General features: G+C 67.8%; 31 protein-coding genes and 1 pseudogene. 20 read left to right on the top strand and 12 right to left on the bottom strand.

Annotation, left to right across the window (positions count from 1 at the left end):
• Positions 1–687: an HAD family hydrolase gene (locus SJY11_RS22660; RefSeq protein ID WP_376988973.1), complete on the top strand. Its 687-nt coding sequence runs from the start codon at positions 1–3 to the stop codon at positions 685–687.
• Between the two features lie 27 nt (positions 688–714).
• Here SJY11_RS22660 and SJY11_RS22655 read toward each other — a convergent pair whose 3' ends face one another.
• Positions 715–1,710: a 2-hydroxyacid dehydrogenase gene (locus SJY11_RS22655; protein ID WP_069053956.1), complete on the bottom strand. Its 996-nt coding sequence runs from the start codon at positions 1,708–1,710 to the stop codon at positions 715–717.
• 197 nt (positions 1,711–1,907) lie between these two features.
• Here SJY11_RS22655 and SJY11_RS22650 point away from each other — a divergent pair, with 197 nt between their 5' ends.
• Entirely contained in the window at positions 1,908–2,441 is a 534-nt protein-coding gene (locus tag SJY11_RS22650; protein WP_376988972.1) for an SH3 domain-containing protein, read from the top strand.
• A gap of 16 nt (positions 2,442–2,457) precedes the next feature.
• Here the strand turns inward: SJY11_RS22650 and irr are convergent, their stop codons facing one another.
• The gene (irr, locus tag SJY11_RS22645; RefSeq protein WP_305690822.1) at positions 2,458–2,931 is read right to left on the bottom strand and encodes a Fur family transcriptional regulator Irr; all 474 of its coding nucleotides are present in this window, start codon (positions 2,929–2,931) and stop codon (positions 2,458–2,460) included.
• 212 nt (positions 2,932–3,143) lie between these two features.
• On the opposite strand from irr, the gene fabA reads away from it, so the two are divergent.
• From fabA to SJY11_RS22610, 7 genes are all read left to right on the top strand, one after another.
• On the top strand, positions 3,144–3,656 hold the full coding sequence (gene fabA / locus SJY11_RS22640; RefSeq protein WP_326907266.1) for a 3-hydroxyacyl-[acyl-carrier-protein] dehydratase FabA: 513 nt from the start codon (positions 3,144–3,146) through the stop codon (positions 3,654–3,656).
• A 166-nt stretch (positions 3,657–3,822) separates the two neighbouring features.
• Entirely contained in the window at positions 3,823–5,049 is a 1,227-nt protein-coding gene (fabB, locus tag SJY11_RS22635; protein WP_376988971.1) for a beta-ketoacyl-ACP synthase I, read from the top strand.
• An 11-nt stretch (positions 5,050–5,060) separates the two neighbouring features.
• The gene (locus SJY11_RS22630) at positions 5,061–5,333 is read left to right on the top strand and encodes a DUF3303 domain-containing protein (RefSeq protein ID WP_067992283.1); all 273 of its coding nucleotides are present in this window, start codon (positions 5,061–5,063) and stop codon (positions 5,331–5,333) included.
• Between the two features lie 54 nt (positions 5,334–5,387).
• On the top strand, positions 5,388–5,627 hold the full coding sequence (locus SJY11_RS22625; RefSeq protein ID WP_305667483.1) for a type II toxin-antitoxin system VapB family antitoxin: 240 nt from the start codon (positions 5,388–5,390) through the stop codon (positions 5,625–5,627).
• Position 5,628: 1 nt separating this feature from the next.
• Positions 5,629–6,036: a type II toxin-antitoxin system VapC family toxin gene (locus tag SJY11_RS22620; RefSeq protein WP_376988970.1), complete on the top strand. Its 408-nt coding sequence runs from the start codon at positions 5,629–5,631 to the stop codon at positions 6,034–6,036.
• A 21-nt stretch (positions 6,037–6,057) separates the two neighbouring features.
• Positions 6,058–6,885 (top strand): enoyl-ACP reductase FabI, encoded by an 828-nt coding sequence (fabI, locus tag SJY11_RS22615; protein WP_376988969.1) that lies wholly within the window; start codon positions 6,058–6,060, stop codon positions 6,883–6,885.
• Positions 6,886–6,941: 56 nt separating this feature from the next.
• A complete protein-coding gene (locus SJY11_RS22610) occupies positions 6,942–7,193 on the top strand; it encodes a DUF2188 domain-containing protein (RefSeq protein ID WP_376988968.1) in 252 nt (83 codons plus the stop codon).
• Positions 7,194–7,216: 23 nt separating this feature from the next.
• Here the strand turns inward: SJY11_RS22610 and SJY11_RS22605 are convergent, their stop codons facing one another.
• A complete protein-coding gene (locus SJY11_RS22605) occupies positions 7,217–7,582 on the bottom strand; it encodes a hypothetical protein (RefSeq protein WP_376988967.1) in 366 nt (121 codons plus the stop codon).
• A 58-nt stretch (positions 7,583–7,640) separates the two neighbouring features.
• On the bottom strand, positions 7,641–8,507 hold the full coding sequence (locus tag SJY11_RS22600; RefSeq protein WP_376988966.1) for an SDR family oxidoreductase: 867 nt from the start codon (positions 8,505–8,507) through the stop codon (positions 7,641–7,643).
• Positions 8,508–8,610: 103 nt separating this feature from the next.
• On the opposite strand from SJY11_RS22600, the gene SJY11_RS22595 reads away from it, so the two are divergent.
• On the top strand, positions 8,611–9,009 hold the full coding sequence (locus SJY11_RS22595; protein ID WP_376988965.1) for a winged helix-turn-helix transcriptional regulator: 399 nt from the start codon (positions 8,611–8,613) through the stop codon (positions 9,007–9,009).
• Positions 9,010–9,051: 42 nt separating this feature from the next.
• Here SJY11_RS22595 and SJY11_RS22590 read toward each other — a convergent pair.
• A pseudogene (locus tag SJY11_RS22590) lies at positions 9,052–10,285 on the bottom strand (argininosuccinate synthase).
• A 253-nt stretch (positions 10,286–10,538) separates the two neighbouring features.
• Between SJY11_RS22590 and SJY11_RS22585 the strand changes: the two are divergent.
• Positions 10,539–11,147, top strand: a complete 609-nt coding sequence (locus SJY11_RS22585; protein WP_326907244.1) for a 2-hydroxychromene-2-carboxylate isomerase — start codon at positions 10,539–10,541, stop codon at positions 11,145–11,147.
• A 4-nt stretch (positions 11,148–11,151) separates the two neighbouring features.
• On the opposite strand, the gene SJY11_RS22580 is transcribed toward SJY11_RS22585, so the two are convergent.
• The 3 genes from SJY11_RS22580 to SJY11_RS22570 form a co-directional block, all read right to left on the bottom strand.
• Positions 11,152–12,249: a M48 family metallopeptidase gene (locus SJY11_RS22580; protein WP_376988964.1), complete on the bottom strand. Its 1,098-nt coding sequence runs from the start codon at positions 12,247–12,249 to the stop codon at positions 11,152–11,154.
• A 34-nt stretch (positions 12,250–12,283) separates the two neighbouring features.
• Entirely contained in the window at positions 12,284–12,841 is a 558-nt protein-coding gene (locus SJY11_RS22575; RefSeq protein ID WP_376988963.1) for a LemA family protein, read from the bottom strand.
• Positions 12,842–12,934: 93 nt separating this feature from the next.
• Complete coding sequence (locus SJY11_RS22570; protein WP_376988962.1) at positions 12,935–13,600, bottom strand: sulfite oxidase-like oxidoreductase; 666 nt, start codon at positions 13,598–13,600, stop codon at positions 12,935–12,937.
• A 423-nt stretch (positions 13,601–14,023) separates the two neighbouring features.
• Between SJY11_RS22570 and rpsA the strand changes: the two genes are divergently transcribed.
• The 6 genes from rpsA to lhpI all read left to right on the top strand — a co-directional run bounded on the left by rpsA (position 14,024) and on the right by lhpI (position 20,117).
• The gene (rpsA, locus tag SJY11_RS22565; RefSeq protein WP_326907236.1) at positions 14,024–15,727 is read left to right on the top strand and encodes a 30S ribosomal protein S1; all 1,704 of its coding nucleotides are present in this window, start codon (positions 14,024–14,026) and stop codon (positions 15,725–15,727) included.
• A 242-nt stretch (positions 15,728–15,969) separates the two neighbouring features.
• Positions 15,970–17,259 (top strand): Hsp70 family protein, encoded by a 1,290-nt coding sequence (locus SJY11_RS22560; RefSeq protein ID WP_376988961.1) that lies wholly within the window; start codon positions 15,970–15,972, stop codon positions 17,257–17,259.
• A 120-nt stretch (positions 17,260–17,379) separates the two neighbouring features.
• Positions 17,380–18,348, top strand: coding sequence for a signal peptide peptidase SppA (sppA, locus tag SJY11_RS22555; RefSeq protein ID WP_376988960.1), 969 nt, complete (start codon positions 17,380–17,382; stop codon positions 18,346–18,348).
• Positions 18,349–18,376: 28 nt separating this feature from the next.
• The gene (ihfB, locus tag SJY11_RS22550; RefSeq protein WP_066721705.1) at positions 18,377–18,661 is read left to right on the top strand and encodes an integration host factor subunit beta; all 285 of its coding nucleotides are present in this window, start codon (positions 18,377–18,379) and stop codon (positions 18,659–18,661) included.
• 167 nt (positions 18,662–18,828) lie between these two features.
• Positions 18,829–19,167 (top strand): lipopolysaccharide assembly protein LapA domain-containing protein, encoded by a 339-nt coding sequence (locus SJY11_RS22545; protein ID WP_326907227.1) that lies wholly within the window; start codon positions 18,829–18,831, stop codon positions 19,165–19,167.
• Positions 19,167–20,117 (top strand): bifunctional Delta(1)-pyrroline-2-carboxylate/Delta(1)-piperideine-2-carboxylate reductase, encoded by a 951-nt coding sequence (gene lhpI / locus SJY11_RS22540; RefSeq protein ID WP_376988958.1) that lies wholly within the window; start codon positions 19,167–19,169, stop codon positions 20,115–20,117. The genes SJY11_RS22545 and lhpI overlap by 1 nt, the downstream gene beginning before the upstream one ends.
• A 21-nt stretch (positions 20,118–20,138) precedes the next feature.
• Here the strand turns inward: lhpI and SJY11_RS22535 are convergent, their stop codons facing one another.
• On the bottom strand, positions 20,139–20,312 hold the full coding sequence (locus tag SJY11_RS22535) for a DUF3309 family protein (protein WP_326907223.1): 174 nt from the start codon (positions 20,310–20,312) through the stop codon (positions 20,139–20,141).
• A 102-nt stretch (positions 20,313–20,414) separates the two neighbouring features.
• A complete protein-coding gene (locus SJY11_RS22530) occupies positions 20,415–21,401 on the bottom strand; it encodes a tripartite tricarboxylate transporter substrate binding protein (protein ID WP_376988957.1) in 987 nt (328 codons plus the stop codon).
• A gap of 142 nt (positions 21,402–21,543) precedes the next feature.
• Here SJY11_RS22530 and mepA point away from each other — a divergent pair, with 142 nt between their 5' ends.
• Positions 21,544–22,494, top strand: a complete 951-nt coding sequence (gene mepA, locus SJY11_RS22525; RefSeq protein ID WP_376988956.1) for a penicillin-insensitive murein endopeptidase — start codon at positions 21,544–21,546, stop codon at positions 22,492–22,494.
• 9 nt (positions 22,495–22,503) lie between these two features.
• Here the strand turns inward: mepA and SJY11_RS22520 are convergent, their stop codons facing one another.
• Complete coding sequence (locus SJY11_RS22520; RefSeq protein ID WP_376988955.1) at positions 22,504–23,640, bottom strand: extensin-like domain-containing protein; 1,137 nt, start codon at positions 23,638–23,640, stop codon at positions 22,504–22,506.
• Positions 23,641–23,738: 98 nt separating this feature from the next.
• Positions 23,739–24,143 carry a DUF2306 domain-containing protein gene (locus SJY11_RS22515; RefSeq protein WP_376988954.1) on the bottom strand — a complete coding sequence of 135 codons (405 nt, stop codon included), beginning with the start codon at positions 24,141–24,143 and terminating at the stop codon, positions 23,739–23,741.
• A gap of 181 nt (positions 24,144–24,324) precedes the next feature.
• Here SJY11_RS22515 and SJY11_RS22510 point away from each other — a divergent pair, with 181 nt between their 5' ends.
• Positions 24,325–24,552 carry a DUF2798 domain-containing protein gene (locus tag SJY11_RS22510; RefSeq protein ID WP_376988953.1) on the top strand — a complete coding sequence of 76 codons (228 nt, stop codon included), beginning with the start codon at positions 24,325–24,327 and terminating at the stop codon, positions 24,550–24,552.
• A gap of 1 nt (position 24,553) precedes the next feature.
• Positions 24,554–25,795: an amidase gene (locus SJY11_RS22505; protein ID WP_376988952.1), complete on the top strand. Its 1,242-nt coding sequence runs from the start codon at positions 24,554–24,556 to the stop codon at positions 25,793–25,795.
• Positions 25,796–25,910: the final 115 nt, after the last annotated feature.

The following is a 25,910-nucleotide window of genomic DNA, read 5'->3' as shown; positions in this document are numbered from 1 at the left end:
ATGGCGGGTTCGGTCGCCGGCATGCCGGATCTCGTGATCTATGATTGCGATGGCACGCTGATCGATACCGAGACGCTCTATGGCGAGGTCAGTCTCGCCGCCTGTCACGCGCTGGGCCTGACGAGTTGGACCCTCAACCATTATGTCGACAGCATCGTCGGCATCCCCTGGTCCGAGGGCATCAAGATCATCGAGGCGGCGCATGGGCGCCCCCTGCCTGCCGATTTCGAGCAGCGCATCGAAGATGCGGTGGCGCTCAGGCTGAAGAGCGAACTGCGGGCCTTGCCCGGCGTGCGCGAAGCCGTGACGGCCATCGGAAGCCGTCGCTGCGTCGCCTCCTCGACCAGCCTCGCGCCGCTGCGCCGCAACCTCACCATCACGGGTCTGCTCGAGCTGTTCGATCCGCACATCTTCTCGGCCTCGCAGGTCGCCCGCGGCAAGCCGCATCCGGATGTCTTCCTGCACGCCGCCGCGAGTATGGCGGCCGCGCCGGAGGCCTGTCTGGTGATCGAGGATTCGGTGCCGGGCGTGCGGGCCGCGCTGGCGGCCGGCATGCGCGTCGTCGGCTTCACCGGCGTCGCCCATGACAAGGCGCGCAGCGCCCGGCGCCTGGCCGAAGCCGGCGCCTTCGCCGTGATCGACGATTTCGGGCAGTGGCCGGAACTCGTGGCGGGGCTGCGCGCCTGAACGAGCCCCGCGACAGCGCTGGCCGTCTCAGAGCATGCTCGGCAGCACGCGATCCGGCGGCTTGTGGCCGTCCATGAAGGTCTTGATGTTGACGATGACCTTCTCGCCCATCTCGGCGCGGCCCTCATGCGTTGCCGAGCCCATATGCGGCAGCACCACGACGCGGTGCTGGCGCGCGAGTTTCAGCAGGCGCGGATTGACCGCAGGCTCGCTCTCGTAGACGTCGAGGCCCGCTCCGGCCAGTTCGCCCGCCTCCAGCATCCGCGACAGCGCCGTCTCGTCGACGACTTCGCCACGTGCGGTGTTGACCAGGATGGCATCCGGCTTGAGCAGCTTCAGCCGGCGTGCCGAGAGCAGGTGATAGGTCGCCGGCGTGTGCGGGCAGTTCACCGAGACGATGTCCATGCGCGCCAGCATCTGATCGAGCGAATCCCAGTAGGTCGCGTCGAGCTTCTCCTCGATGCGGGCATCGAGCCGGCGGCGGTTGTGATAGTGGATCGAGAGCCCGAAGGCCGCCGCGCGTCGCGCCACGGCCTGGCCGATCCGGCCCATGCCGACGATGCCCAGCCGCTTGCCGGTGATGCGCCGCCCCAGCATCCAGGTCGGCGACCAGCCCGCCCATTCGTCGTCGGGGATGACGCGCGCGCCCTCGGCGATGCGCCGGGCGACGGCGAGGATGAGGGCGATCGTCATGTCGGCGGTGTCGTCGGTCAGCACGCCGGGCGTGTTCGTCACGGTGATCCCGCGCTGCACGGCGCTGGCGACGTCGATATTGTCGACGCCGTTGCCGAAATTGGCGATCAGCCGCAGCTGGTCGCCGGCCTGCGCGATGATCTTGGCGTCGATCCGATCGGTGACGGTGGGAACGAGGACGTCGGCCGTCTTGACGGCCTCGACCAGGGCGGCCTGGCTCATCGGCGTGTCGTCGATGTTGAGGCGCGCGTCGAACAGCTCGCGCATCCGCGTTTCGACCACAGCGGGCAGTTTGCGCGTGACGACGACGAGCGGCTTCTTCTTCGACATGGACGCCTCCTCCTCCGCTGCCCTGGCGCCCGCCGCCTTTTGGCCTCAACCCCTCATTAACTGCAGGGCTTCAGGAATGATGCGGCAGGAACGCTCGGCTTCGCCCGTTCTCTAAGTGGCGTGACGACGGATGACAACATGACCCTTCGCCGGGGGTACCCTGGGCAACGGGCGGTTGCTGGATGGAGATCGGACGGATGGTGGCGGCGAGACGGAGCGTTCTGGCGGGGCTGGCCCTGCTGGCAGCTATGGCGGTGGCACCGCTCGCTCGAGCTCAGGACATGCATGCGGGGTCCGTCACCGGCCTGCCCGTGCCGCGCTATGTCAGCCTGAAGACGGACCGGGTGAACCTGCGCGAAGGTCCCTCGAAGGAACACCGCACCCGCTGGGTCTACCAGCGCGCCGGTCTGCCGGTGGAGATCGTCGCGGAATTCGAGACCTGGCGGCGCGTGCGCGATGCCGACGGCTCGGAAGGCTGGGTGCTCCACAGTCTGCTCTCGGGCCGACGGACGGCGCTCGTCGCGCCCTGGTCGAAGGCCAAGGGCGAAACATTTCCATTGCTTCGCGAGGCGGGGGAGGGCGCGGCGGTCGTCGCACTGCTCGAGCCTGGCGTGATCGCGAATGTCGCGTCCTGCGCCGGAAGCTGGTGCCGGGTGAGCATCGGCGGCACCGAAGGCTATCTGCGGCAGGACCGGCTCTGGGGCGTCTATCCCAACGAAAAGGTGGACTGATGCGCCCAGAGGCGCCTCACTGCGGCGAGGCGTCGATCTTGCGAAGCCGGACCACGACGTCCACACGCGCGATCTCGTAACCCGCGGGAGGCTCGGGCAGAGCCGCAACGTCGACCGCCTCGGCGGGAATGTCGATCACCGTGTTCTCGCCATCGACCACGAAGTGATGATGTTCGCTGCTGTCGGTGTCGAAGAACGTCTTGGCGCCGTCGATCGCCAGTTCGCGCAGCAGGCCGGCCTGGGTAAACTGGTGCAGCGTGTTGTAGATCGTCGCCAGCGAGACCGGGATCTTCTCCTTCATCGCCTCTTCGTAGAGCATCTCGGCGCTGATGTGCCGGTCGCCCCGGGCAAACAGGACCCAGCCCAGCGAGACGCGCTGCCGCGTCGGCCGCAGGCCGACCCGGCGCAGGCGCTGGCGGATGTCGTGGAAGGGGCAGCCCTTCCGAACGCTCGATCCATAGCCTGCATCCTGGGAAATCAGATCGCTCATCGCTGCCCGCGAAGCTCCCTCGAAGGTGGAACGGTTTGTCACCATCCTTGTTGAGAATGGATGTAAGCTTTCGCGGTCGGGCTCGCAAGCGCCCCCGGCCGGATGGGCGGCTTGCCGTAACCGTTCCCTGCGCCCTTTCGTTCGGGCGGGACGGCGTGTTAGGCACGGGCAGAGGGTCGCTCGAAGGCGGCCGGCATGGAGCGACACGGGATATGCAGCGGCAATCGTCTTTCAGCTACGAGGAGATCCTCGCCTGTGGCCGTGGGGAGCTGTTCGGGCCGGGCAATGCCCAGTTGCCGCTGCCGCCGATGCTGATGTTCGACCGCATCACCGAGATCGCCGAAGATGGCGGCCCCAACGGCAAGGGCCTCGTCCGCGCCGAGTTCGACATCAGGCCCGACCTCTGGTTCTTCGATTGCCACTTCAAGGGCGATCCGGTGATGCCGGGCTGCCTGGGCCTCGATGCGCTCTGGCAGCTCACCGGCTTCTTCCTCGGCTGGCTCGGTCTGCCGGGCCGCGGGCGGGCGCTCGGCGTCGGCGAGGTCAAGTTCGCCGACCAGGTGCTGCCATCAGTGAAGCAGGTCGTCTACGGCGTCGATTTCAAGCGCGTCTTCAAGTCCAAGCTCGTCCTCGGCATCGCCGATGGCTGGCTGGAGGCAGACGGCAAGCGCATCTACACGGTCAGCGACATGCGCGTCGGCCTGTTCAAACCCGAGGCGGTCTGAAGCGTTCGGGATCGCTTCGGAGGGCGCTCCGGGGCGATGCCTGCGGGGGAAAACCGCGGCGCCACCTTGCGCGCGGCGCCCGCGCGGTCCATTTGCGCGGGATCGACGAATGCGTGCCGGGCCCCGATCCGTCCGGCAAAGGCGCGATGAAGCCGGAGAAAAGAGCATGAGACGCGTGGTGGTCACCGGGATGGGCATCGTCTCGTCCATCGGCAACAATACGCAGGAAGTGCTGTCTTCGCTGCATGAAGCGAAGTCCGGCATCTCCTTCATGCCGGATTTTGCGGAGCACGGTTTCCGCAGCCGCGTCGCGGGCGTTCCGACACTCGACCCCTCGACCGTGCTCGACCGTCGCGCCATGCGCTTTCATGGCGGCGGCTCGGCCTGGAACCAGGTCGCAATGGAACAGGCCATCGCCGATGCTGGTCTTGAGGAAAAAGAGATCAGCCACGAGCGCACGGGAATCGTGATGGGCTCCGGCGGACCCTCGACCCGCGCCCTGATCGACGCCTACGACAAGGCGCGCGAGAGCGGTTCCTCCAAGAAGGTCGGCCCCTTCGCCGTGCCCAAGGGCATGTCCTCGACCGCGTCCGCCACGCTGGCGACCTGGTTCAAGATCAAGGGCGTGAACTATTCGATCTCCTCGGCCTGCGCGACCTCCAATCACTGCATTGGCAATGCCTATGAGCTGATTCAGTGGGGCAAGCAGGACGTCATCTTCGCCGGCGGCTGCGAGGAACTGGACTGGACCCTGTCGGTCCTGTTCGACGCCATGGGCGCGATGTCGACCGACTACAACGACACGCCCGCGCGGGCCTCGCGCGCCTATGACGTCGCCCGCGACGGCTTCGTCATCGCCGGCGGCGCCGGCGTCGTCGTGCTGGAAGAACTCGAGCACGCCAAGGCGCGCGGCGCGAAAATCTATGGCGAGATCGTCGGCTATGGCGCGACCTCGGACGGCTACGACATGGTCGCACCGTCGGGCGAGGGCGCCGTACGCTGCATGAAGATGGCGCTGCAGGGCGTCAACGCCAAGGTCGACTACATTAACCCGCATGGCACCTCGACGCCCGTCGGCGACGCCAAGGAGATCGAGGCGATCCGCGAGGTCTTCGGTGCCGGCGACAAGGCGCCACCGATTTCGGCGACGAAGTCGCTTACGGGCCATTCGCTCGGTGCCACCGGTGTGCAGGAGGCGATCTATTCGCTGCTGATGCTCAACAACGACTTCATCTGCGAGAGCGCCCATATCGACGAACTCAACCCGGCCTTCGCCGACATGCCGATCGTGCGCAAGCGCATCGACAAGGCGGGCCTCGGCTGTGTGCTCTCGAACTCCTTCGGGTTCGGCGGCACCAACGCCACGATCGTGATGAAGAAGCTCGAGGCCTGAGGGCGGAACCCATGCTGTTCATGGTGATCGAGCATTTCGACCAGGCGCGGGTGAAGGAAATCTACGCCCGCTTCCACGAGAAGGGCCGGATGATCCCGGACGGCCTGACCTATGTCGACAGCTGGATCTCCGCCGACTTCGCGCGCTGCTTCCAGGTGATGCAGTGCGACGACGTCACCAAGCTGCAGGAATGGGTGCTGGCCTGGGGCGACCTCGCGCGCTTCGAGATCGTGCCGCTGGCCTCGTCGAAAGACACGGCGGCCGCGGTGAAGAAGCACTTGTAGCGTGACGGGTCGTGTCTAGACGATTATAAGGCTCGTCTAGACGGAGGTGCCGGGATGGCTTTTCATATTCGCGATCCAGAGGCCGACCGTGCTGTGCGGGAACTGGCGGCGCGTAAAGGCGTCAGCCTGACCGACGCGGTCAAGCAGGCCGTTCAGAACGAGCTTCTCCAAATGGACCAGAACGTTCCGTTTCTGGAGCGCATACGGGATTTGCAGCAGCGCGTCGCGGCCTACCCAAAAACCGGGTTGAAGGCCGATAAGGCGTTCTACGACGAGCTGTCGGGCGATATTTAGCATGTATGTCGATGCCTCGGTCATTGTCGCTGTGCTTCTCGAAGAAGCTGGTTTCGAACAGTTCGGGATGCCGCTGACAGGCCCTGATCGGCGTTTCACCTCGCCGCTGGCGATCTATGAGGCGACCGTCGCCCTGGTACGGGTGCGCGGAGTCGCGGTCGATCTCGCCAAGGAGACGGTGCTGGAGTTTCTGGCGCGGGGCGCGATCAGCATCGCGCCTCACGAAGCTGCGCACGCGGATGGCGCACTGGCGGCATTCGACCGGTTCGGCAAAGGCCGGCACCCGGCGGCGCTGAACATGGGCGATTGCTTCGCCTATGCGGCTGCGCAACTCGCCGGAGCATCGATCCTCTTCAAGGGTAACGACTTCAGCCAGACCGACCTGCCTTCCGCTCTCCCTTATTCCTGACGCCAGAACCGAACGGTCCCCATGCTCCCCCTGATGCACAACAAGCGCGGCCTCGTCATGGGCGTCGCCAACCAGAACTCGATCGCCTGGGGCATCGCGCGCACCCTGCACGCCCATGGTGCGCAGATGGCCTTCACCTATCAGGGCGAGGCCCTCGGCAAGCGGGTAAAGCCGCTGGCGGAGAGCGTCGGCTCGACGCTGGTCCTGCCCTGCGACGTCGAGGACATCGCCACGGTGGATGCGACCTTCGCCGCGCTCGACGCAGCCTGGGGCGGCGATCCCGAGCGCAACACGCTCGACTTCGTCGTCCACGCCATCGGCTTCTCCGACAAGAACGAACTCAAGGGGCTCTATGCCGACACCAGCCGCGAGAATTTCTCTCGCACCATGGTGATCTCCTGCTTCTCCTTCACCGAGGTGGCGAAGCGGGCGGCGGAGCGCATGCCGAAGGGCGGCAGCATGATCACGCTTACCTATGGCGGCTCGACCCGGATCATGCCGAACTACAACGTCATGGGCGTGGCCAAGGCGGCGCTGGAAGCCAGCGTGCGCTATCTCGCCGGCGACTACGGCCCGCGCGGCATCCGCGTCAACGCGCTCTCGCCTGGGCCGGTGCGGACGCTGGCCGGCGCCGGCATCTCGGATGCGCGCGCGATGTATTCCTGGCAGCGGGCGAACTCGCCGCTGCGCAAGTCGGTCTCGCTCGACGAGATCGGCGGCTCGGCGCTGTACTATCTCTCCGACCTCTCGGGTGGAGTCACCGGCGACATCCACCATGTCGACGCCGGCTATCACATCACCTCCATGCCGGTGCTGGACGGTTTGCGTGCGGCCGATCAGGGCGAGTAGGGGAACCCTGCGCCGCACCTCCGGGTTTGCCCTGAACGGCAGCAGGAGGACATCCGATGGTGACGGTCAGGTATCAAATCGTGGAGCATGACGGCGGCTGGGCCTACAAGGTCGGCGATGTGCTGTCAGAGACCTTTCCGTCGCACGAGGTGGCCTTGACGGCGGCGAACGCCGCCGCAGCGCGCCAGACGCTCGCGGGCGCCACCGACGGCATCGTCTATCAGGACGAGCAGGGCCGTTGGCACGAGGAACTCGCCGATGGGCGCGACCGTCCTGCGACCCGTGTGGTGGATGAGCCTTCGGGCTGAGGACGCAGCGGCCCGCCCGCTCCTCAGCGGGCGGTAAAGAAGGTCAGCAGCACCTTGTCGTTCTCGCCGAGCAGGCAGAGGAAGCGGCGCGGCTTGTCCGAGCGGTCGGTCCGCAGATAGGCCTCGGCCATGATGATGCGCGTGACCGGCGTGTCCTCGACCTTCGTGTCCGCGACGGCGATCGTGGCACCGTCCTCGTCGACATAGATGTCCTTGATCTCGGGCTCGCGTGCCGAGAGCGTGCTCAGGGCGGCGTTCTTGCACAAGGCGACCGCCGGCGAGGCCGGCTTCGCGGCTTGTGCGCCGGAGGTCGGGCCCGCGGTCTGCGCCTGCGCCGTCGCGGCAAGCAGGGCAGCAGCGAGCAGGGTGGTCGGAAACAGGCGGATCATGGCGGGGCCTCTCGGGAGCGGGTGCTGTCCAACGCCCGAGAGGTCGATTGGTTCGCGCTCAGCCGTGCAGGGCGTCCGCGATCGTCGTCGCGAAGGGCGTCGTCGGGCGGCCAATCAGGCGCGAGAGCGTAAGGCTGTCGTCGTTGAGCGCGCCCTTGGCGGCGGCCGCATCGGAATCGGCGAGCAGGGCGGCGAGGCCTTCGGGCAGGCCCGCGCCGAGGAGCGCCCCGCGATAATCGGCCTCGGGCATGTCCACATACGGGACCGTCTTCCCGGCCTGGCGCGACAGTTCCGCTGCGAACTCGGCCAGGGAATAGGAGGCGTCGCCGGCCAGCTCATGCACGACGCGCGGCGCTTGATCGCCGATCAGCGCAACCGCTGCGGCCTCGGCATAGTCGATGCGGGCGGCGCTCGCGATGCGGCCGTCCCGGGCGCTGCCGATGAAGGCGCCGTGGGCCAGCGCGGGCGGGATCGAGGCGGCATAGTTCTCCGTGTACCAGCCATTGCGCAGCAGGCTGTGGGGCAGGCCGCTCTCGGCCAGCGCGGTCTCGGTCTGGCGGTGCTCTTCGGCGAGGCCCAACGGCGAGATGTCGGCGCGCAGCACGCTGGTATAGGCGATGCGGGTGACGCTCGCCTGCCTGGCGGCTGCAATCGCATTGCGGTGCTGGGCCAGGCGCTGGCCGATCGCGTTCGACGAGATCAGCAGCAGGCGCTCGACCCCGGCGAAGGCGGCTGCCAGTTCCTGCGGCTGGTCATAGTCGCCCTGGCGAACGGCGACGCCGGCGGGGAACAATCCGGCAGCCTTGCCGGGGTCGCGGACGATCGCCACGACGGCGGCAGCGCCGACGCGCGCCACCAGGGCCGCAACCGCGAGGCGGCCGAGCTGGCCGCTGGCGCCGGTGACGGCATAAACAGGATGGGACATGGAACTCTCCGGTCTCTTGTGGTAACTCGGTCTCAGATGGAGACTGTCCGGCCTTGCCGGAAGACGGCACTTTCGCGTCACCAGGTTACCGTGGAGGAACCCGATGGATGCCTGCAAGACGCTCGGCGCCAAATTCGAACTCTGGCAGACAGCGGGTCTCGATCCCGACCGCTGCCCGGTTCGCGGGCTGCTGGACCAGATCGGCGACCGCTGGTCGACCCTGCTGCTCTGTGCGCTCGCCGTAGGCCCCCGGCGGTTCAGCGCGTTGCACCGCTTGATCCCGGACATCTCCAAGCGAATGCTGACGCAGACCCTGCGGACCCTGGAGGCGGACGGCCTCGTCCATCGCGACGTCCAGCCGACCGTCCCGCCCAGCGTGACCTATTCGCTGACACCGCTCGGGCGCAGCTTCGCCGGCCCGCTCCTCGGGCTGGTCGAATGGGCGGAGACGCATTTCCCGGCGGTGCTGCAGACGCGGGCGGAAACGAAAAGGGCCGCCTGAGGGGCGGCCCGTGATCGCATCGTCGAAGTCCGGAAGGCTCGCTCAGAGGCCGAGCTTCTTCTTGCGCTGGCCGAGCGTGCGCAGGCGCAGCGCGTTCAGCTTGATGAAGCCGGCCGCATCGCGGTGGTCATAGGCGACGGCGCCTTCCTCGAAGGTGACGAGGTCCTGGTCGTAGAGCGAGTAGGGGCTGGAGCGGCCGATGACGTGGACACCGCCCTTGTAGAGCTTGAGGCGGACCTGGCCGGCGACGAACTCCTGGCTCTTGTCGATCAGCGCCTGCAGCATCTCGCGCTCCGGCGAGAACCAGAAGCCGTTATAGATCAGCTCCGCATATTGCGGCATGATCTGGTCCTTGAGATGGGCCGCGCCGCGGTCGAGCGTGATCGAACTCGATGGCGCGGTGCGCGACGGCCAGGATCGTGCCGCCGGGCGTCTCGTACATGCCGCGCGACTTCATGCCGACGAATCGGTTCTCGACGAGATCGAGCCGGCCGATGCCGTTGTCGCGGCCGAGTTCATTGAGCTTCGCCAGCAGCGTCGCCGGCGACATCTTCACGCCGTCGATCGCGCAGGCATCGCCGGTCTCGAAGTCGATGCTGACGATGGTCGGCTTGTCGGGCGCGTCCTCGGGCGAGATTGTGCGCGAGTAGACGTAATCGGGAACCTCCAGCGCCGGGTCCTCGAGCACCTTGCCCTCGGAGGAGGCGTGCAGGAGGTTGGCGTCGACCGAGAAGGGCGCCTCGCCGCGCTTGTCCTTGGCGATCGGAATCTGGTGCTGTTCCGCGAAGGCGATGAGTTGCTCGCGCGAGCGCAGATCCCATTCGCGCCAGGGCGCGATCACCATGACGTCGGGCTTCAGGGCGTAGGCGGTCAGCTCGAAGCGGACCTGGTCGTTGCCCTTGCCGGTGGCGCCATGCGAGACGGCGTCGGCGCCGAGCCTCTCGGCGATCTCGATCAGCTTCTTGGCGATCAGCGGCCGCGCGATCGAGGTGCCGAGCAGGTAGACGCCCTCATAGGCCGCGTTCGCGCGGAACATCGGGAAGACGTAGTCGCGCACGAACTCCTCGCGGAGATCCTCGATGAAAATGTTCTCCGGCTTGATGCCGAGCAGCAGCGCCTTGTCGCGCGCCGGCCCGAGTTCCTCGCCCTGGCCGAGATCGGCGGTGAAGGTGATGACCTCGCAGCCATAGGTGGTCTGCAGCCACTTCAGGATGATCGAGGTGTCCAGGCCCCCGGAATAGGCGAGCACGACCTTTTTCACGCTTTTCTCGATCATCTGGGCATCATCCTGCTGTTGCGGCATGGCGGTCGCGAAAGGCCGCTTTTCGAACGCAATGGCGCACTATCCCAGCACCGGGGGCGACGCAATCGGAACCTTTTGATCGATCGCGCGTCCCCGCCTGATGGATGGGTGTTGATGACTCAGGCAGATGACGCTTGGGCATCCCGCTGCGTCTTGCGGTCGCGTCGCAGGAAGCTCACCTTCCTGGGGCGCGACGCCACACCGACCCGACTGCTCCGGAGGCCGAATGCCGAACCGTCCTGTTCTGGACTTCTGGTATGAGTTCGCATCCCCCTATTCCTTTCTGACCGCGCTGCGGATCGAGCCTCTTGCGGAGGCCGCGGACGTGAGCATCCGCTGGCGGCCCTTTCTGCTCGGCCCCATCTTCGCGGCCCAAGGCTGGTCGACCTCCCCCTTCACGCTCTTTCCCAGCAAGGGGCGCTATATGTGGCGCGACGTGGAGCGCCGTGCCGGGCGCGAGGGGCTTGCGCTGGTCAGGCCCGAGACCTTTCCGCAGAACTCCCTGATCGCCGCGCGGCTGGCCCTCGCAGGCCGCGAGGCAGGCTGGCTGCCGGCCTTCTCGAAGGCGCTCTTCCGCGCCGGCTTCGGCGAAGGGCGCAATATCGCGGAGGAGGCCGTGCTGAATGCGGCCCTGAAGCAGGCAGGTGCCGACCCAGGCGTCGCCTTTCCCGCCTCGCGTGGGGAGGACGTGAAGGGCCGGCTGCGCGCCGAGATCGAATACGCCAAGTCGATCGGCATCTTCGGTGCGCCGACCTTCGTCACCGAGGATGGCGAACTGTTCTGGGGCGACGATCGGCTGGAAGAAGCGCTGGACTGGGCCCGGCACGGCCGCTGAACGATCAGGGGCTGGCGCTGCCGCCGCCCGTCGGCCGCGCCCAGGGCCCCCGGGCGGCCGGATCGACGCCTGCAGCGGATTCGGCGACCATCGTCTGCAGGTCCTGCCGCTCGGCGATGCGCGGAGGATGCGGCGGCATCGCCGGCATCCGGCCGCCGGCCGTCTGCACCAGCGCCTGCACGCGCTTCGTCACGGAGGGGTGGGTCGAGAACAGGTCGGCGAAATCGTCGGGGTCGTTCTCGAAGCACATGTCCATCACGCCTGACGGCACGCCCTCGATATCGGCACGCCCGGCGATCTTGAGCAGGGCGGAGATCATCGCGTCGGGGTTCTTCGTGAGCTCGACCGCTCCCGCATCGGCGAGGTATTCCCGCGAGCGCGAGAGCGACAGCCGGATCACGATCGCCAGGAACCAGGCCAGCGCGATCACGGCGAAGCCGATCAGAATGGCGACGCCGCCGCCCTTCCTGGAATCGTCGGAGGACATCCGGATGCGGCTGCGCGACAGGCCGCGGAACACGATCTCGCCGACGAGCGAGATGACGCCGGCGATGACGACGGCGATGATCATCAGCCGGACGTCGCCATTGCGGATATGGGTCAGCTCATGGGCGAGGACGGCCTCGACCTCGGCATCGTTGAGCTGCGCCAGCAGGCCGCTCGTGACCGTGACCGTGAACTGCTTGTCGTTGACGCCGCTGGCGAAGGCGTTCAGCGCCTCGCTCTCGACGATGGCGAGCTTGGGCACGGTCAGGCCGCGCGAGATGCAGAGATTCTCCAGCATCCGGTAGAGCTTGGGATTGTCCTCGCGGGACAGGCCCTTGGCGCCCGAGACGGCGCCGATCAGCCCGACATTGATACGAAAGCCAATGAAGACCCATGCGCCGGCGGCGAGCGTCGTGAAGGGCAGCCAGCGCCAGAAGGTCCGTCCGGCCTCGGCATAGGCGGTCGTCCCGCGCGGAACGCCCCCATAGCCGTAGCCCACCAGCAGCAGGCCCCAGACCGTGACATAGACGAGCAGAAACAGGCCGGCGATCAGAAAGCCCGACCTGATCCGGTTGTTGCGCATGTGGCTGTAGAGCCCGAAGGCCTGGCCCAGCATCGCCGCCGCCCCGTTCGCCGCCTGCGGCGTCGCTTCAGAACTTCACGCTCGGCGCCACCTCGATCTGGGCGCGCGTCGTTTCGCCGACATCGAAGAACTCGCGCTGGCTGAATCCCATCTGGGGCGCGAAGAGCACGGCCGGGAACGCCTGGATCGCTGCATTGAACTCGCTGACGGCGTTGTTGAAGAAGCGCCGCGCCGCGGCGAGCTTGTCCTCGACATTGCCGAGATCGACCTGGAGCTGCTGGAAATTCGCGCTCGCCTTGAGGTCGGGATAGGCCTCGCCCAGGGCCAGCAGCCGCCCGACCGCGCCGGACAATTGCTGCTCGGCCGCTGCCTTGTCATGGACGCTGGCGGCACCCTGCGCGGCGTTGCGCGCCGAGATGACCGCATCGAGCGTCGTCTTCTCATGCGTCGCATACCCCTTCACCGTCTCGACGAGATTGGGGATCAGGTCGTGGCGCTGCTTCAGCTGCACATCGATGTCGGCGAAGGCCTGGTTGACGCGCTGCCGCATCGCCACGAGGCCGTTATAGGTCATGATCAGATAAACGGCGATCGCGGCGATCAGCCCCAAGACAACCCAGCCCATGGCATGCTCCTCAAGCGCAGACGAGACGGCCACACCGTGGCACGAAGGCGGGCGGTGGGGAAGCGGCCGGGAGCCGCCTCCCCCAGCGGCGGCTCAATCGTCGCTGTAGCGCTCCTCCCGCCACGGATCGCCGCGGTCGTGGTAGCCGCGGACCTCCCAGAAGCCGGGCCGGTTCTCGGGCGTGAATTCGATGCGCTTCAGCCATTTCGCGCTCTTCCAGAAGTAGAGCTTCGGCAGGACGAGCCGCAGCGGCCCGCCATGCTCAGCGGTGATCGGCCGGCCTTCCCAGGAATGGGCGAGGATTGCGTCCTCGCTGGCGAAATCCGCCAGCGTCAGATTGGTCGTGTAGCCGTCATAGCCGTGCAGCACGACGAAGCCGGCCTCGGGCTTCGGGTGAGCGAGATCGAGGATCGTGCGGGTGGCGACGCCGTCCCAGCGGTTGTCATAGCGTGACCATGTGGTCACGCAGTGAATGTCGGACACCTCAGTCGCCGGCTCCTGGGCCATCAGATCGTCCCAGCGCCAGTGCAGGGGGCGGTCCACCAGCCCGTCGATGTCGAGCGTCCAGTTCGACAGGGCGATCTCGGGCTGCAGGCCGAGATCGAGCACCGGCCAGTCCTTCACCCGATGCTGGCCGGGCGGCAGCCGCTCGCTCTCGGGACGGGCGACGCGCCCGGTCAGGAACTTGCCATCCCGCGCCCAGGCCTGCTTGGTCCGGGTCAGCTTGGTCTCGGCGGGGGTATCGGGATCGTCGGTCACGGACGTCTCTCCGCGGGCAGTGCGATGGATCACCGCCCGTTCTGGCACGATCCGTCCGCAGCGGCGAGCACATCGGGACGGTTCGCGCTGTCCCATGTCGCGGCGGGCTGCGCCGGAGGGGGTGGCCTTCGCCCTTGCCCCGTCGGCGGATTTCCACTACATCGCGCCTGTCCGAAGGGCCGTGATCGATCACAGCCGGGGGCGGCCTTTTTGGCTGGCTCCCGTTTCGTGTTTGGGGCGGATCGTTCGGATGCGGATGCAGAACCGGCGGCCTTGCGCCGTTCGCCCTGTCCGGCGCTTCGAGCGCGGGCATGGCGGCCAGCCTCTGAGGAGGCGCCGACGGGAGCATCCGGCCTGCAACACCAACCCAAACGGGCGCTTGCCGGACATCCGCGGGAGACGCGGCCGGCGTCAGGAGAATGCATGTCAGCCGTAGAAAGCTTTTCGGGCCGCGAGGATTTCGCCGCCCTTCTCGAGGAATCCTTCGGTCAGAACGAAGCCCTCGAAGGTTCCGTCATCAAGGGCAAGGTCGTCGCCATCGAGAAGGATATGGCGATCATCGACGTCGGCCTGAAGACGGAAGGGCGCGTCGCGCTCAAGGAATTCAACGGCCCCGGCCGTGATCAGGACATCAAGGTCGGCGACGAGGTCGAGGTCTATCTGGACCGGATCGAGAACGCGCTCGGCGAGGCCGTCATCTCGCGCGACAAGGCGCGTCGTGAAGAGAGCTGGGTCAAGCTCGAGAAGGCCTTCGAGGCCCGCGAGAAGGTCTCGGGCGTCATCTTCAACACCGTCAAGGGCGGCTACACCGTCGATCTCGACGGCGCCGTGGCCTTCCTGCCGCGTTCGCAGGTCGACATCCGTCCGATCCGCGACGTCGGCCCGCTGATGGGCCAGCCGCAGCCCTTCGAGATCCTCAAGATGGATCGTCGCCGCGGCAATATCGTCGTGTCGCGCCGCACCGTCCTCGAAGAGACCCGCGCCGAGGCTCGTTCCGAGCTGGTCGCCTCGCTCGAAGAGGGCCAGGTCATCGACGGCGTCGTCAAGAACATCACCGAATATGGTGCGTTCGTTGACCTCGGCGGCATCGACGGCCTGCTCCATGTCACCGACATGGCCTGGCGTCGCGTCAACCACCCGTCCGAGGTCGTCACCATCGGCCAGACGGTCAAGGTCAAGATCATCAAGATCAACCAGGACACGCACCGCATCTCGCTCGGCATCAAGCAGCTGCTCGCCGATCCGTGGGATGGCATCGCGGCGCGTTACCCGGTCGGCGCGCGCCTCAAGGGTCGCGTCACCAACATCACGGACTACGGCGCCTTCGTCGAAGTGGAGCCGGGCATCGAGGGCCTCATCCACGTCTCCGAGATGTCCTGGACCAAGAAGAACGTCCACCCCGGCAAGATCGTCTCAACCTCGCAGGAAGTTGACGTCGCGATCCTCGAGGTCGATCAGGTCAAGCGTCGCATCTCGCTCGGCCTCAAGCAGACCCTGCGCAACCCCTGGGAGGTCTTCGCGGAGACCCATCCGAGCGGTTCGACGGTCGAGGGCGAGGTCAAGAACAAGACCGAGTTCGGGCTGTTCCTGGGTCTCGAAGGCGACATCGACGGCATGATCCATCTCTCGGATCTCGACTGGAACCGTCCGGGCGAGCAGGTCATCGAGGAATACAAGAAGGGCGACATGCTGCAGGCTGTCGTTCTCGATGTGGACGTCGAGAAGGAGCGCATCTCGCTCGGCCTGAAGCAGCTCGGCGGCGATCCCTTCGTGGATGCCGGCGAGTTCAAGAAGGGCCAGGTCGTCACCTGTGAGGTGATGGAGGTCAAGGAAGGCGGTCTCGACGTCAAGATCACCGGCACCGACATGACCACCTTCATCAAGCGCGCCGAGATCGCCCGCGACCGCCAGGAGCAGCGCCCCGAGCGCTTCGCCGCCGGCGAGAAGGTCGATGCCCGCGTCGTGCTCTTCGACAAGAAGGCCCGCAAGATCCAGGTCTCGATCAAGGCCCTGGAAATGGCCGAGGAGAAGGAGGCGATGGCGCAGTACGGCTCCGCCGACTCCGGCGCCTCGCTCGGCGACATCCTGGGCGCCGCCCTCAAGAAGGCGACGACCGACAAGAAGTGATCGTTCGGCCGCGACAGCGGCCGGATCGTCCAGCAGCCCGCGCGGAGCGATCCGCGCGGGCTTTTGTTTCGGACCACCTTGTCATTCCGGGGCGGCCCGCAGGGCCGAACCCGGAACCCACGATTGGATGAGCCCTGATCGCCGCCGATGGGACACGCTCGCCCAGTCGTGGGTACCGGGTTCTTCGTTGGCGCGAAGCCCCGGAATGACATCCGGATCGGGCACGTGAGATAGGAAACGTCATGACCATCGCCGCCATCGGCATCGATTTCGGGACGACGAACAGCGTCGTGGCGCTCGCCAATGCCAATGGCTTGGTGACGACGCGCTCCTTCGCGACGAAGCAGGGTGCCGTCGACGCCTATCGTTCGGCGCTGATGTTCTGGCGCGAGGGGCGCCCGCCCGCGACGCGCATCGCCCATGTCAGCGGGCCCGACGCGCTCGACATGGCGCTGGGCATGACCACCGAGCACCGCTTCCTGCAGTCGCTCAAGACGCATCTCTCCAGCCGTGCCTTCCAGGAGACGCGGCTCTTCGGCAAGCTGTTCCGGCTCGAGGATTTGATCGGCGTCTTCCTTGCCGACCTCGTCGCGGGCCTCGATGGTCTGGCCTCCAGGCCGCTGGTCTCCGGCCGACCCGTCGTCTTTGCCGGCGAGCGCCCCGACGAGGAGTTGGCACTCGGCCGGCTGAAGGCCTCCTATGCCGGGGCCGGCATGCCGCAGGTCGATTTCGCCTACGAGCCGCTCGGCGCCGCCTACTGGTACGCCCGCGAGCTGAAGCAGCCGCAGACCATGCTCGTCGCCGATTTCGGCGGCGGCACCAGCGACTTCTCGGTGATGCGCTTCGAGCCCGGCCCAGCCGGGCGGCTGGAGGCGACGCCGCTCTCCCATGCCGGCGTCGGCGTTGCCGGCGACACCTTCGACTACCGCATCATCGAGCACGCGATCTCGCCCCGTCTCGGCAAGGGCACGCAGTATCGTTCCTTCGGCAAGCTGCTGCCGATCCCGGCCCACTACCACGCCGCCTTCGCGCAATGGCACCGGCTCTCGCTGATGAAGAGCCGCGAGACCATGGCCGAACTCAAGGCCCTGATCCGCGAGGCCGTCGAGCCGGACAAGCTCGAGGACCTGCTCACCGTCATCGAGTACGACCTCGGCTATGAACTCTACCGGGCCGTCTCGGCGGCCAAGATCGCGCTATCTGGCGCCGACGAAACGGTGCTGCGTTTCGCGCAGACCGGTATCACCATCGAGCGACGAATCGCGCGCTCCGAGTTCGAGGTCTGGATCGCGCAGGATGTCGCCGCCATCGAGGCCGCGCTCGACCGGGCGCTGACGGAGGCCCATGTCGCCGCCGGGTCGATCGAGGCTGTCTTCATGACCGGCGGCACCTCTCATGTGCCGGCCGTGCGGGCGCTCTTCGACCGGCGTTTCGGCGCCGAGCGGATCCATGTCGGCGATGCCTTCCGCTCGGTCGCCAGCGGCCTCGCGCTGCTCGCGCTCGATCGGGCGCGCGACCCTGTCGCGGTCTGAGCGGCGCGCATCACCTTGCCCCGCTGACGGTGCGGAGCTACATCACGGGCGCGGAGCGCGGCGCCCTCGCCATCCTCTCCAAGCGGCTCCCAGACCGCGCCAACCGACAGGAGCGCCTTGATGTCGTCCGATGCCGACCTGCTCGCCGACCGTCGCAATCTGCGCCGCAAGGTCACGCTATGGCGCCTGCTGGCCGTGATCGGCGTCATTGGCGCGGCGGTGGTCGCCGGCTTGGCCTGGACCGGCCGCACACCCGGTTCGCTCTCGCAGGCGCATATCGCCCGTGTCACGATCTCAGGCTTCATCTCGGGCGATCGCCGGACGCTCGACCTTGTGAAGTCGCTCGAGGAGAGCCGGGCTGCCGCCGTCATCGTCCGCATCGACAGCCCCGGCGGCACCGTCAGCGGCTCGGAGGCGCTCTATGATGCGCTGCGCCGCCTCGCGGCGAAGAAGCCGATGGTCGCCGTGGTCGACGGGCTGGCCGCGTCGGGCGGCTATATCGCCGCCATCGGCTCGGACCGGATCGTCGCACGCCAGACCTCGCTCATCGGCTCGATCGGCGTGCTGTTCCAGTTGCCGAACGTGTCGCAACTGCTCGACACCGTCGGCGTGAAGGTCGAGTCGATCAAGTCCAGTCCCCTGAAGGCCGCGCCGAGCGGCTTCGAGCCGACCTCGCCGGAGGCGCGTGCGGCACTCCAGCGTGTCGTCGACGACAATTACGACTGGTTCAAGCGCACCGTCCGCGAGCGGCGCAAGCTCGCCGAGCCCGAGATCGCCGTCGTTTCGGACGGGCGCGTCCATACCGGCCGGCAGGCTGCGGCGCTCAAGCTCGTCGACGAGATCGGCGGGGAGCCGGAGGCGATCGCCTGGTTGGAGCGCGAGAAGGGCGTCGCGAAGGGGCTGCGCGTGCGCGACTGGCGCCGCACCAGCGAGTCCTCCGCCCTCGGCCTCTGGAGCCTGAGCGAAGCGATGGCACGGGCCGCCGGGCTGGACACGCTCGCCGCGGTTTTGGCGCGCGCCGCGGACCAGCCACTCGGTTTGCGGCTTGACGCGCCTTTGGCGCTCTGGCAGCCTGCAATCGAAAAGTGATTTCGATACAAGCGGTTAGATTGCAGCGATGATAAAATCAGAACTCGTTCAACGCATCGCCGAGCGCAATGGTCATCTGTATCAGCGCGACATCGAAAACATCGTCACGGCCATCCTCGACGAGATCGTCAAGGCCTTGTCGCGGGGCGATCGGGTGGAGCTTCGTGGCTTCGGCGCCTTCTCGCGCAAGGCCCGCTCGGCCCGCGTCGGCCGCAATCCGCGCACGGGTGACGCGGTCGAGGTCGAGGAGAAATTCGTTCCGGTCTTCAAGACCGGCAAGGAATTGCGGCTGCGGCTGAACGGCAAGGCCTGACCCGCGGACGACGCTCCCCGGAGGCCGAGGGGCCTTGATGAGGGGCCGGCGCGGAGAGTGGCGACTGCCACGGCAGGGCGAGAGCTGACGAAGCCGTTGGATTTGTGTCTGCGGTTCCGACGACCCTGCCGAAGTCCCTGAACCAGCGATCTCGCGGAGGAACAGCGATGAAATCCGTCTTCAAGGCCCTTCTGCTCGTGCCGATCGCGTTGGTGGTCGTGCTCTTCGCCGTGGCCAACCGCGCGCCGGTGCGCGTGTCGTTCGATCCGGTGAGCCGCGATGTGCCCGTCTTCGCCCTCGACGTGCCGTTGTTCGCCGTGGTCCTGGCCGCTTTGGCCGCAGGCGTGTTGATCGGCGGCTTCGCGTCCTGGTTGACCCAGGGCAAGCACCGCAAGGCCGCGCGGCGCAACCGTCGCGAGGCCGAGGCGCTGCGTTCTGAGACGCAGATGCTCCGGTCCGCAGTGCCTGATTCCGCGCTGCCGGCGCTGACCAGCGGGCGCGGCTGATGCGGCTGTTCGGGACGGCGGAGATCGATGCCGCACTGAGCTTTCCGGGTTTGATCGACACGCTGGCGGAGGCCTTCCGCGGCAATGCCGTCGTTCCCCCGCGTGCCCATCACCGCATCGAGCGTCCGGGCGAGGAGGCCGTGCTGCTGATCATGCCGGCCTGGAGTGCGCCGGATGCGGAGCAGCCCTATATCGGCACGAAGATCGTGTCCGTGTTCTTCGGGAATGGCGCGCGCAACCTGCCCGGCGTCATGGGCGCCTATCTGCTCATGGACGGCCGGACCGGGGCGCCCCTCGCGGTCATGGACGGCAACCGGCTGACCTTGTGGCGCACCGCCGCCGCCTCGGCGCTGGCCTCCCGTCACCTCGCCAATCCGACTGCGAGCAAGATGCTGATGGTCGGTGCAGGGGGGCTCGCGCCGTTCCTGGTCAAGGCGCATCGTGCGGTCCGCCCGCTGACGGACATCGCAATCTGGGCCCGCCGGCCCGAGGCCGCCGAAGCCGTCGCGGCCCAACTCGTCGCCGAAGGCATCGAGGCCCGGGCCGTCACCGATCTCGAGGGAGAGGCCCGGACCTCCGACATCATCTCCTGCGCCACCAATGCGACGCAGCCCCTGATCCACGGCCGCTGGCTGAAGCGCGACGCCCATCTCGATCTGGTCGGCGCCTTCACCATGCAGATGCGGGAAGCCGATGCCGACGCGCTGGAGCGCGCTCGCGTCGTGGTGGACTCCGAAAAAGCGATCGACGAGGGCGGCGACGTCGCCATCGGAATCGACGAGGGCAGCTATGCCGCGGACCGCGTCGCCGGCACGCTGACCGATCTGTGCCACGGCCGCCTTCCCGGCCATGCGGAGGGAGGCGAGATCACGGTCTTCAAATCGGTCGGCATGTCGCTCGAGGATCTCGTGGCAGCCGTCTCCGTCTGGGAAAACCGCGCGCCCGTCTGAGCGGCGCGCGGTGCTCCCCGGTCAGACGCGGACCGGCGCGCCGCCGAGCGCGCCGAGCAGCCACAGCACCAGCAGCACCACGAGCGCCAGCCCGAGCACGCCGCCGAGCCCGGTCGTTCCATAGGAACGATGGCCGTAATAGCCGCCGCCGCCGACGAGCAGGATGACCAGAAGAACGATGACCAGTGTGGACATGATGTGAATCTCCGGATGCGTCGTCAGGAGCGCACGACGCGATGCCGGGGAAACGCCACGCGCCACGGTGGGTTCCGTGGCGCGTCGAAGGCAAGGTCGGCGTCAACCCGCCTTGATGCCGAGTTCCTTGATCAGGTCGCCCCATTTCTTCATTTCGGCCTGCAGGAACGCCGCCAATTCGGCCGGCGTGCCCCCGACGGGCTCGGCGGCGAGCTGAGCCATCTTGGCGCGCAGCGCGGGGTCGGCCAGCCCGGCCTTGGTGTCGGCCTGGATTTTGTCGATGATCGCCTGCGGCGTCTTGGCGGGCGCGAAGAGCGCAAACCAGGACGAGACGTCGAACCCGGGCACGGTCTCGGCGATCGGCGCGAACTCCGGCGCGGCCGGCGAACGCTTGGCGGTGGTGATGGCGAGCCCCTTGATCGAGCCGGCGCGCACATGCGGCAGCGCCTGGGTGATGTTGTCGAAGATCAGGTCGATGCGGCCGCCGATCAGATCCTGCGTCGCCTGCGCCGTGCCGCGATAGGGCACATGGACCATCTTGGTGCCCGTCAGCTTCTGGAAATACTCGCCCGACAGATGCACCGAAGTGCCGATGCCCGAGGAGCCGTAGGTCAGCTTGCCCGGATTGGCCTTGGCATAGGCGATCAGGTCGGCCACCGAATTGACCGGCAGCTCCTTGTTGACCACCAGCAGGTTCGGCACGAGCGCGACCATCGTGATCGGGGCGAGGTCCTTGGCGGGATCGTAGTTGAGCTTGGCATAGAGATACTGGTTCGTCGCCAGCCCGACCGAGACGATCAGCAGCGTGTCGCCATTGGGCTCCGCCTTGGCGACGGCGTCGGTGCCGATGTTGCTGCCGGCGCCGGCCCGGTTCTCGACGACGAAGTTGATGCCCCAGCTCTGCCCGAGCTTGTCGGCGACGAGGCGGCCGAGCACGTCCGTCGCACCGGCGGGCGGAAACGGCACGACGAGCTTCACCGTCCGGCCCTGCGGCCAGGGCGCCTGCGCGAAGCTCGCTCCCGGAGCGGCCAGAGCGCTGGCCCCCAGCGCGCCGAGCAGGGCGCGGCGGTCGATCGTGAATGTGGTCATGGCGTGGTCCTTCCCCCGAAGTCCTGCGAGCCGTCTCGGCCGCATCTGGTTTGGACGAAAGCTGCCGTCTCGAACGCGGCTTGTCCATGGGCAAATCGTCGGTCGCTTGACCCCGCCAGCCGATCGGGACGAATCTCTCGCGATGCAGAATCTGAATCGCCGAATCGCCGCGCTCTGCCTCGTCGTGTTCGCGGCTCTCCTGCCCGCGGCGGTGCACGCGCAATCCACCGCCGAGGAGGAGGCGAAGCGACGCGCCGCCAACATCGCCGCCTTCCCCGACGCGGCGCGCTCGCTGTTCGGCCAGAAGACGGCCCCCGCCAATCTGCAGGCCCGCGCCATCGGGTCTTATGCCCGCGGCTGCCTCGCGGGCGCGACCGCGCTGCCGGTCGACGGACCGAGCTGGCAGGTCATGCGGCTGAACCGCAACCGCAACTGGGGCCACCCCATCCTGATCGACTATCTCGAGGGGCTCGCGCGGGACGTGCCCCGGATCACGGGCTGGCCGGGCCTGCTCGTCGGCGACATTTCGCAGCCCCGGGGCGGACCGATGCTGACCGGCCACGCCTCGCATCAGATCGGGCTCGATGCCGACATCTGGCTGACGCCGATGCCCCGCGCCCGGCTCGACCGTCAGGCGCGCGAGAACATGCCCGCCGTCAACATGGCCCGTGCCGACTGGCGCGACGTCGATCCCCGGCACTGGACGCCGGCCCATACCCGGCTGATCAAGGCTGCGGCGAGCGAGCCGCGCGTCGAGCGCATCTTCGTCAACCCCGCGCTGAAGGTCGCGCTCTGCCGCGAGGCCGGGACAGATCGCTCATGGCTCAACAAGGTCCGGCCGATCTGGGGCCACAACTATCATTTCCATATCCGAATGAGCTGTCCGGCGGGCATGGCGAGCTGCAGCGGCCAGGAGCCGCCGAATTTCGGCGATGGCTGCGGCGAGGAACTCAGCGGTTGGATCGAGCGGCAGCGCGCCGCCATCTTCGCTCCGCCCAAGCCGCCGCGCACCGGGCCGGCGCCGAAGCCCAAGCCGCCGATGTCGCTCGATGCGCTGCCCGCCGAGTGCAGGCAGGTTCTGGTCTCGCGCTGATCGCTCGCGTTACCGCCGGCCCGGCACCCGTCCCGAACTGTAGGCGAAGGGGTCCCGCTGCGGCGTGATCAGCGGCTGGGCCTGGTCGTAGCCCTCCTGATCGACGACGCCTGTGCCCTCGTCGTCACCCAGGATCACCTCCTCGGTCGGCGGCACCGAGCCCGGCAGCATCAGCGGGCCGCGTTGCTCGCTCGGCAGGGCCTGGACGTCGCCGGGACGGTTGTAGCGCGGCTGGTTCAGCGGCTTGCTGTCGTATTCCTCCAGGAAGCGCCGCTGCGCCTCCAGCCCCTGTCCCTGATGGTTCGCAACGGGGTAGCCTCCCGCCGAGACGGCGCCCGGCGGGCGCAGACCGCCGCTCGGCTGCCGCATCAGGGCCCCTCCGGCGACCATGGCCGGGGCGGCATCGCGCAGGCTCGGCTGGGCCGAGGAATAGGGCCGGGCCGGGTCCGGCGGCGGCAGGTTGTAGTTCGGCGTGTACTTGATCACCGGCTTGCAGATGCGGCGGCCCTTCGAATGCCGCGCCAGGTCGATGTGGAAATGGTCGTAGTGGAACATGTCGGCGCCCGGTCCGAGCACGGTCGAGAAATGCTCGCAGGCGCCGACGAAGATCTCGCGCAGGAAGTTCTGCTCCTCCGGAGCGCCGCGCCAGCCGTCCTTGACGGTGACGGTGCGGCCGTCGTTCAGGCGGAAGGAGAACACGTCGACGGCATTGCCGAAGGCATGCTCGGAAGTCCGGCGGGTTCCGGTGCCGTTGTTCATGGCGCGGCAGGAATAAGAGCCGGCACGCATCTCGATGACCTGCGCGCCCAGCACGTTCTGCGCCGCCGGCTGCACGACCTCGGCCAGCCACTTGTCGGTCGTCGCGACGATGGGGCAGGACAGGGTGGCGCCGCTGGTCAGGCCGACGCTGCCATTGGCGAAGGCTGAGACCTTGAGCGGTTTCTCCATGCCGCAGGTTCCGGGCCCGTCGATCGGCTTGCCGCGCAGGCTGACATAGGAGGAGAGCTGCACCTGGCGCGAGGACAGGCAGGCGGCTTCGGCCTGGTCACGCCAGGCGGCGCGCTGCGGCTTCTGGAACTGGCCGCAGCCGGCGAGCCCGGTTCCGAGCAGGCCAAGCGCGATGAGGGCGAGGTGAACGCGTCGCATGACCGTTCAAATGCGACCCGCTTCGTGAACGGTTTCTCAACCGGGTGAGCCCGAAGCGACACAGCCGGATTAACTTTGGCGCGGCGGTTAACGCGTCCTTAACGCGCCGATCCCGCCTGTCCGAAGGTCACCGCATGCATCAGCCGGCCCGGCAGCAGCGTGAAGCCCCCGGCGATGACGAGCCCCAGGAGAAGGCCGGTCATCGCAGACCTGTGCGCCGCGATATTGCCGCGGCGACGGGACACGACCGCATAGGGCAGGCTGATCAGCGTGAGGAGCGTCAGCAAGTGGATCGCGCTGAAATGGCCGCTGCGCGCGATCAGGAGCGAACTCAGGGCGACGAGCATCATCGCCGACACGAAGATCCAGCCGAGGCGGCGGTGCGGCCGCGTTCCCTTGGGGATGAGAGCGACCACGGCGCCGGACGCGAGCGCCAGCAGAGCAGCAGCGACATGGAACTGGATGACGGGCGAGGCGGCGGCCAGGGGAGCAAGGGTCGGCATCGGAGGACTTTCAACCGCGTTCGGCTGGACATTTCCCAGCGGCGGTGCCGCGTCAAGAGGTGCGGTGCGGGGTGGCTCGGGATGCAGCAGAGGCGGTGCCGCATGTCCCCGACGCCACTGGCGCGATCACCAGGCCGCATGCGACACAGCGGACATTCCGTTCCGGCAGGGAGATCCGGCGATGACCGGCAAGGCGCGCTTCATCTTTCCGGTTCTGATGGCCGGCATCATGGCTTTCCTGATGACCGCCCTCGTGACCTGGCTCAATCTCGGCCTGCCCGTCGATTTCGTCCGCCACTGGCTGGCGGCTTTCGCCGTCGCCTGGCCCTGCGCAGCAGTGACCGCCTTCATCGCCATTCCCGTTGCCCGCCGTGCCACGGGCCTGATCACCCGCTTCATCGGAGAGTGACATGCAGAGCCTGCGCGAGATCCTCGGCCGCATCGCCCGCGGCGACGCCGGCCCAGCCGAGACGCTGGCCGAAAGCGCCGCGCGGATTGCCGAGCGCGAGCCACAGATCCAGGCTTTCGCCAGCCGGCCCGAGGCGCTTCTGCCCGGCGCAGGCCCCCTTGCGGGCATCGCCTGCGGCGTCAAGGACATCATCGACACCGCCGATCTGCCGACGCAGATGGGCTCCCCGATCTATGGCGACTGGCGCCCCCGGGCCGACGCGCCGATCGTGATGGCGCTCAGGGCCGCGGGCGCGACGGTGGCCGGCAAGACCCACACCACCGCCTTCGCCTTTCTCGACCCGGCCCCGACCTTCAATCCGCATGACGCCGCCGCCAGCCCCGGCGGCTCCTCGGCCGGCTCCGCGGCGGCCGTCGCCGCCGGCATGCTCCCGCTGGCCATCGGGACGCAGACCGGCGGATCGGTCATCCGCCCGGCCTCCTATTGCGGTGTGGCCGCGATCAAGCCCTCTTACGCCTTGCTGCCGACCGTCGGCGTGAAGCCCTTCTCCTGGTCGCTCGACACGCTCGGCCTGATGGCCGCGAGCGCCGATGATGCGGGCCTGGCTCTGGCGGCGATCACGGGGCGCCGGGATCTCGATGCGCCCGCCGCCGACCTCCGCGGTCTGCGGATCGGCATCCATCGTCAGGCCTATGCCGGCGCGCCTGAGCCGGCCGCCGCGGAGGCGCTGCAGCGCTTCGAGCAGAGGGCGGCAGCTGCGGGCGCGGTGCTGGTTCCGCATGAAGGTCCCGCGGCGCTCGCGGAAGCCTTCGATGCGCACGGCCCGCTCCAGGACTACGAGGCGACCCAGGCCCTGGCCTGGGAGTATGCCCGTCACCGCGACGATCTTCCGCCGAAGCTGCGCAGCTATCTCGATGCGGCCCGCGCGACGACGCCGGAGCACTATGACGAGGCTCGCCGACGCTCCCGGCGCGGCCGCGATGCGGCCCGGGGCTTCTTCGCCGAGGTCGATGTCGTGGTGACCTACTCGGCCCCGGGGGAGGCACCCGCCACCCGCGATTCGACCGGCGATTCCCGTTTCAACCGTCTCTGGACTCTGCTCGGTGTCCCCTGCGCGACCGTTCCGTTCGGTCGTGGCGGGCGAGGTCTGCCTACCGGCATCCAGGTCATGGCCGGATTTGGTCGTGATGCTCAGGTCATCTCTGCTGCAAAAGCCATCGAAAAGCTGGTCGAGCGAGGCTGATCGCGGCCTTCATCCCCAAGACTAATCAATGATTTAATACGCGCTTAACGCTACTCTTGGCTCCGCCGTGGTCGTGCCACGGTTTCGCCCCCTTGCGGCCGCCGCCAGTTCTGCT

The sequence above is a fragment of the Allobosea sp. R86505 genome (assembly GCF_042466375.1).
In the GTDB taxonomy this organism is placed as follows: domain Bacteria; phylum Pseudomonadota; class Alphaproteobacteria; order Rhizobiales; family Beijerinckiaceae; genus Allobosea.
Note: the sequence above shows the minus strand (reverse complement) of the source record. Positions and strands in the feature narration are given on the sequence as shown.

Bases quoted from the DNA above. Each gene is read 5' to 3' on its own strand.
- sppA (WP_376988960.1), top strand. From the start codon at position 17,380: ATGTCGTCCGATGCCGACCTGCTCGCCGACCGTCGCAATCTGCGCCGC.
- SJY11_RS22510 (WP_376988953.1), top strand. From the start codon at position 24,325: ATGACCGGCAAGGCGCGCTTCATCTTTCCGGTTCTGATGGCCGGCATC.
- fabI (WP_376988969.1), top strand. From the start codon at position 6,058: ATGCTCCCCCTGATGCACAACAAGCGCGGCCTCGTCATGGGCGTCGCC.
- SJY11_RS22560 (WP_376988961.1), top strand. From the start codon at position 15,970: ATGACCATCGCCGCCATCGGCATCGATTTCGGGACGACGAACAGCGTC.
- SJY11_RS22650 (WP_376988972.1), top strand. From the start codon at position 1,908: ATGGTGGCGGCGAGACGGAGCGTTCTGGCGGGGCTGGCCCTGCTGGCA.
- SJY11_RS22530 (WP_376988957.1), bottom strand. From the start codon at position 21,401: ATGACCACATTCACGATCGACCGCCGCGCCCTGCTCGGCGCGCTGGGG.
- SJY11_RS22605 (WP_376988967.1), bottom strand. From the start codon at position 7,582: ATGATCCGCCTGTTTCCGACCACCCTGCTCGCTGCTGCCCTGCTTGCC.
- SJY11_RS22575 (WP_376988963.1), bottom strand. From the start codon at position 12,841: ATGGGCTGGGTTGTCTTGGGGCTGATCGCCGCGATCGCCGTTTATCTG.
- SJY11_RS22610 (WP_376988968.1), top strand. From the start codon at position 6,942: ATGGTGACGGTCAGGTATCAAATCGTGGAGCATGACGGCGGCTGGGCC.
- SJY11_RS22585 (WP_326907244.1), top strand. From the start codon at position 10,539: ATGCCGAACCGTCCTGTTCTGGACTTCTGGTATGAGTTCGCATCCCCC.
- SJY11_RS22505 (WP_376988952.1), top strand. From the start codon at position 24,554: ATGCAGAGCCTGCGCGAGATCCTCGGCCGCATCGCCCGCGGCGACGCC.
- SJY11_RS22595 (WP_376988965.1), top strand. From the start codon at position 8,611: ATGGATGCCTGCAAGACGCTCGGCGCCAAATTCGAACTCTGGCAGACA.
- mepA (WP_376988956.1), top strand. From the start codon at position 21,544: ATGCAGAATCTGAATCGCCGAATCGCCGCGCTCTGCCTCGTCGTGTTC.
- SJY11_RS22660 (WP_376988973.1), top strand. From the start codon at position 1: ATGGCGGGTTCGGTCGCCGGCATGCCGGATCTCGTGATCTATGATTGC.
- SJY11_RS22620 (WP_376988970.1), top strand. From the start codon at position 5,629: ATGTATGTCGATGCCTCGGTCATTGTCGCTGTGCTTCTCGAAGAAGCT.
- lhpI (WP_376988958.1), top strand. From the start codon at position 19,167: ATGCGGCTGTTCGGGACGGCGGAGATCGATGCCGCACTGAGCTTTCCG.
- irr (WP_305690822.1), bottom strand. From the start codon at position 2,931: ATGAGCGATCTGATTTCCCAGGATGCAGGCTATGGATCGAGCGTTCGG.
- SJY11_RS22600 (WP_376988966.1), bottom strand. From the start codon at position 8,507: ATGTCCCATCCTGTTTATGCCGTCACCGGCGCCAGCGGCCAGCTCGGC.
- fabB (WP_376988971.1), top strand. From the start codon at position 3,823: ATGAGACGCGTGGTGGTCACCGGGATGGGCATCGTCTCGTCCATCGGC.
- SJY11_RS22535 (WP_326907223.1), bottom strand. From the start codon at position 20,312: ATGTCCACACTGGTCATCGTTCTTCTGGTCATCCTGCTCGTCGGCGGC.
- ihfB (WP_066721705.1), top strand. From the start codon at position 18,377: ATGATAAAATCAGAACTCGTTCAACGCATCGCCGAGCGCAATGGTCAT.
- SJY11_RS22520 (WP_376988955.1), bottom strand. From the start codon at position 23,640: ATGCGACGCGTTCACCTCGCCCTCATCGCGCTTGGCCTGCTCGGAACC.
- SJY11_RS22580 (WP_376988964.1), bottom strand. From the start codon at position 12,249: ATGCTGGGCCAGGCCTTCGGGCTCTACAGCCACATGCGCAACAACCGG.
- SJY11_RS22625 (WP_305667483.1), top strand. From the start codon at position 5,388: ATGGCTTTTCATATTCGCGATCCAGAGGCCGACCGTGCTGTGCGGGAA.
- SJY11_RS22655 (WP_069053956.1), bottom strand. From the start codon at position 1,710: ATGTCGAAGAAGAAGCCGCTCGTCGTCGTCACGCGCAAACTGCCCGCT.
- SJY11_RS22545 (WP_326907227.1), top strand. From the start codon at position 18,829: ATGAAATCCGTCTTCAAGGCCCTTCTGCTCGTGCCGATCGCGTTGGTG.
- SJY11_RS22630 (WP_067992283.1), top strand. From the start codon at position 5,061: ATGCTGTTCATGGTGATCGAGCATTTCGACCAGGCGCGGGTGAAGGAA.
- SJY11_RS22515 (WP_376988954.1), bottom strand. From the start codon at position 24,143: ATGCCGACCCTTGCTCCCCTGGCCGCCGCCTCGCCCGTCATCCAGTTC.
- rpsA (WP_326907236.1), top strand. From the start codon at position 14,024: ATGTCAGCCGTAGAAAGCTTTTCGGGCCGCGAGGATTTCGCCGCCCTT.
- fabA (WP_326907266.1), top strand. From the start codon at position 3,144: ATGCAGCGGCAATCGTCTTTCAGCTACGAGGAGATCCTCGCCTGTGGC.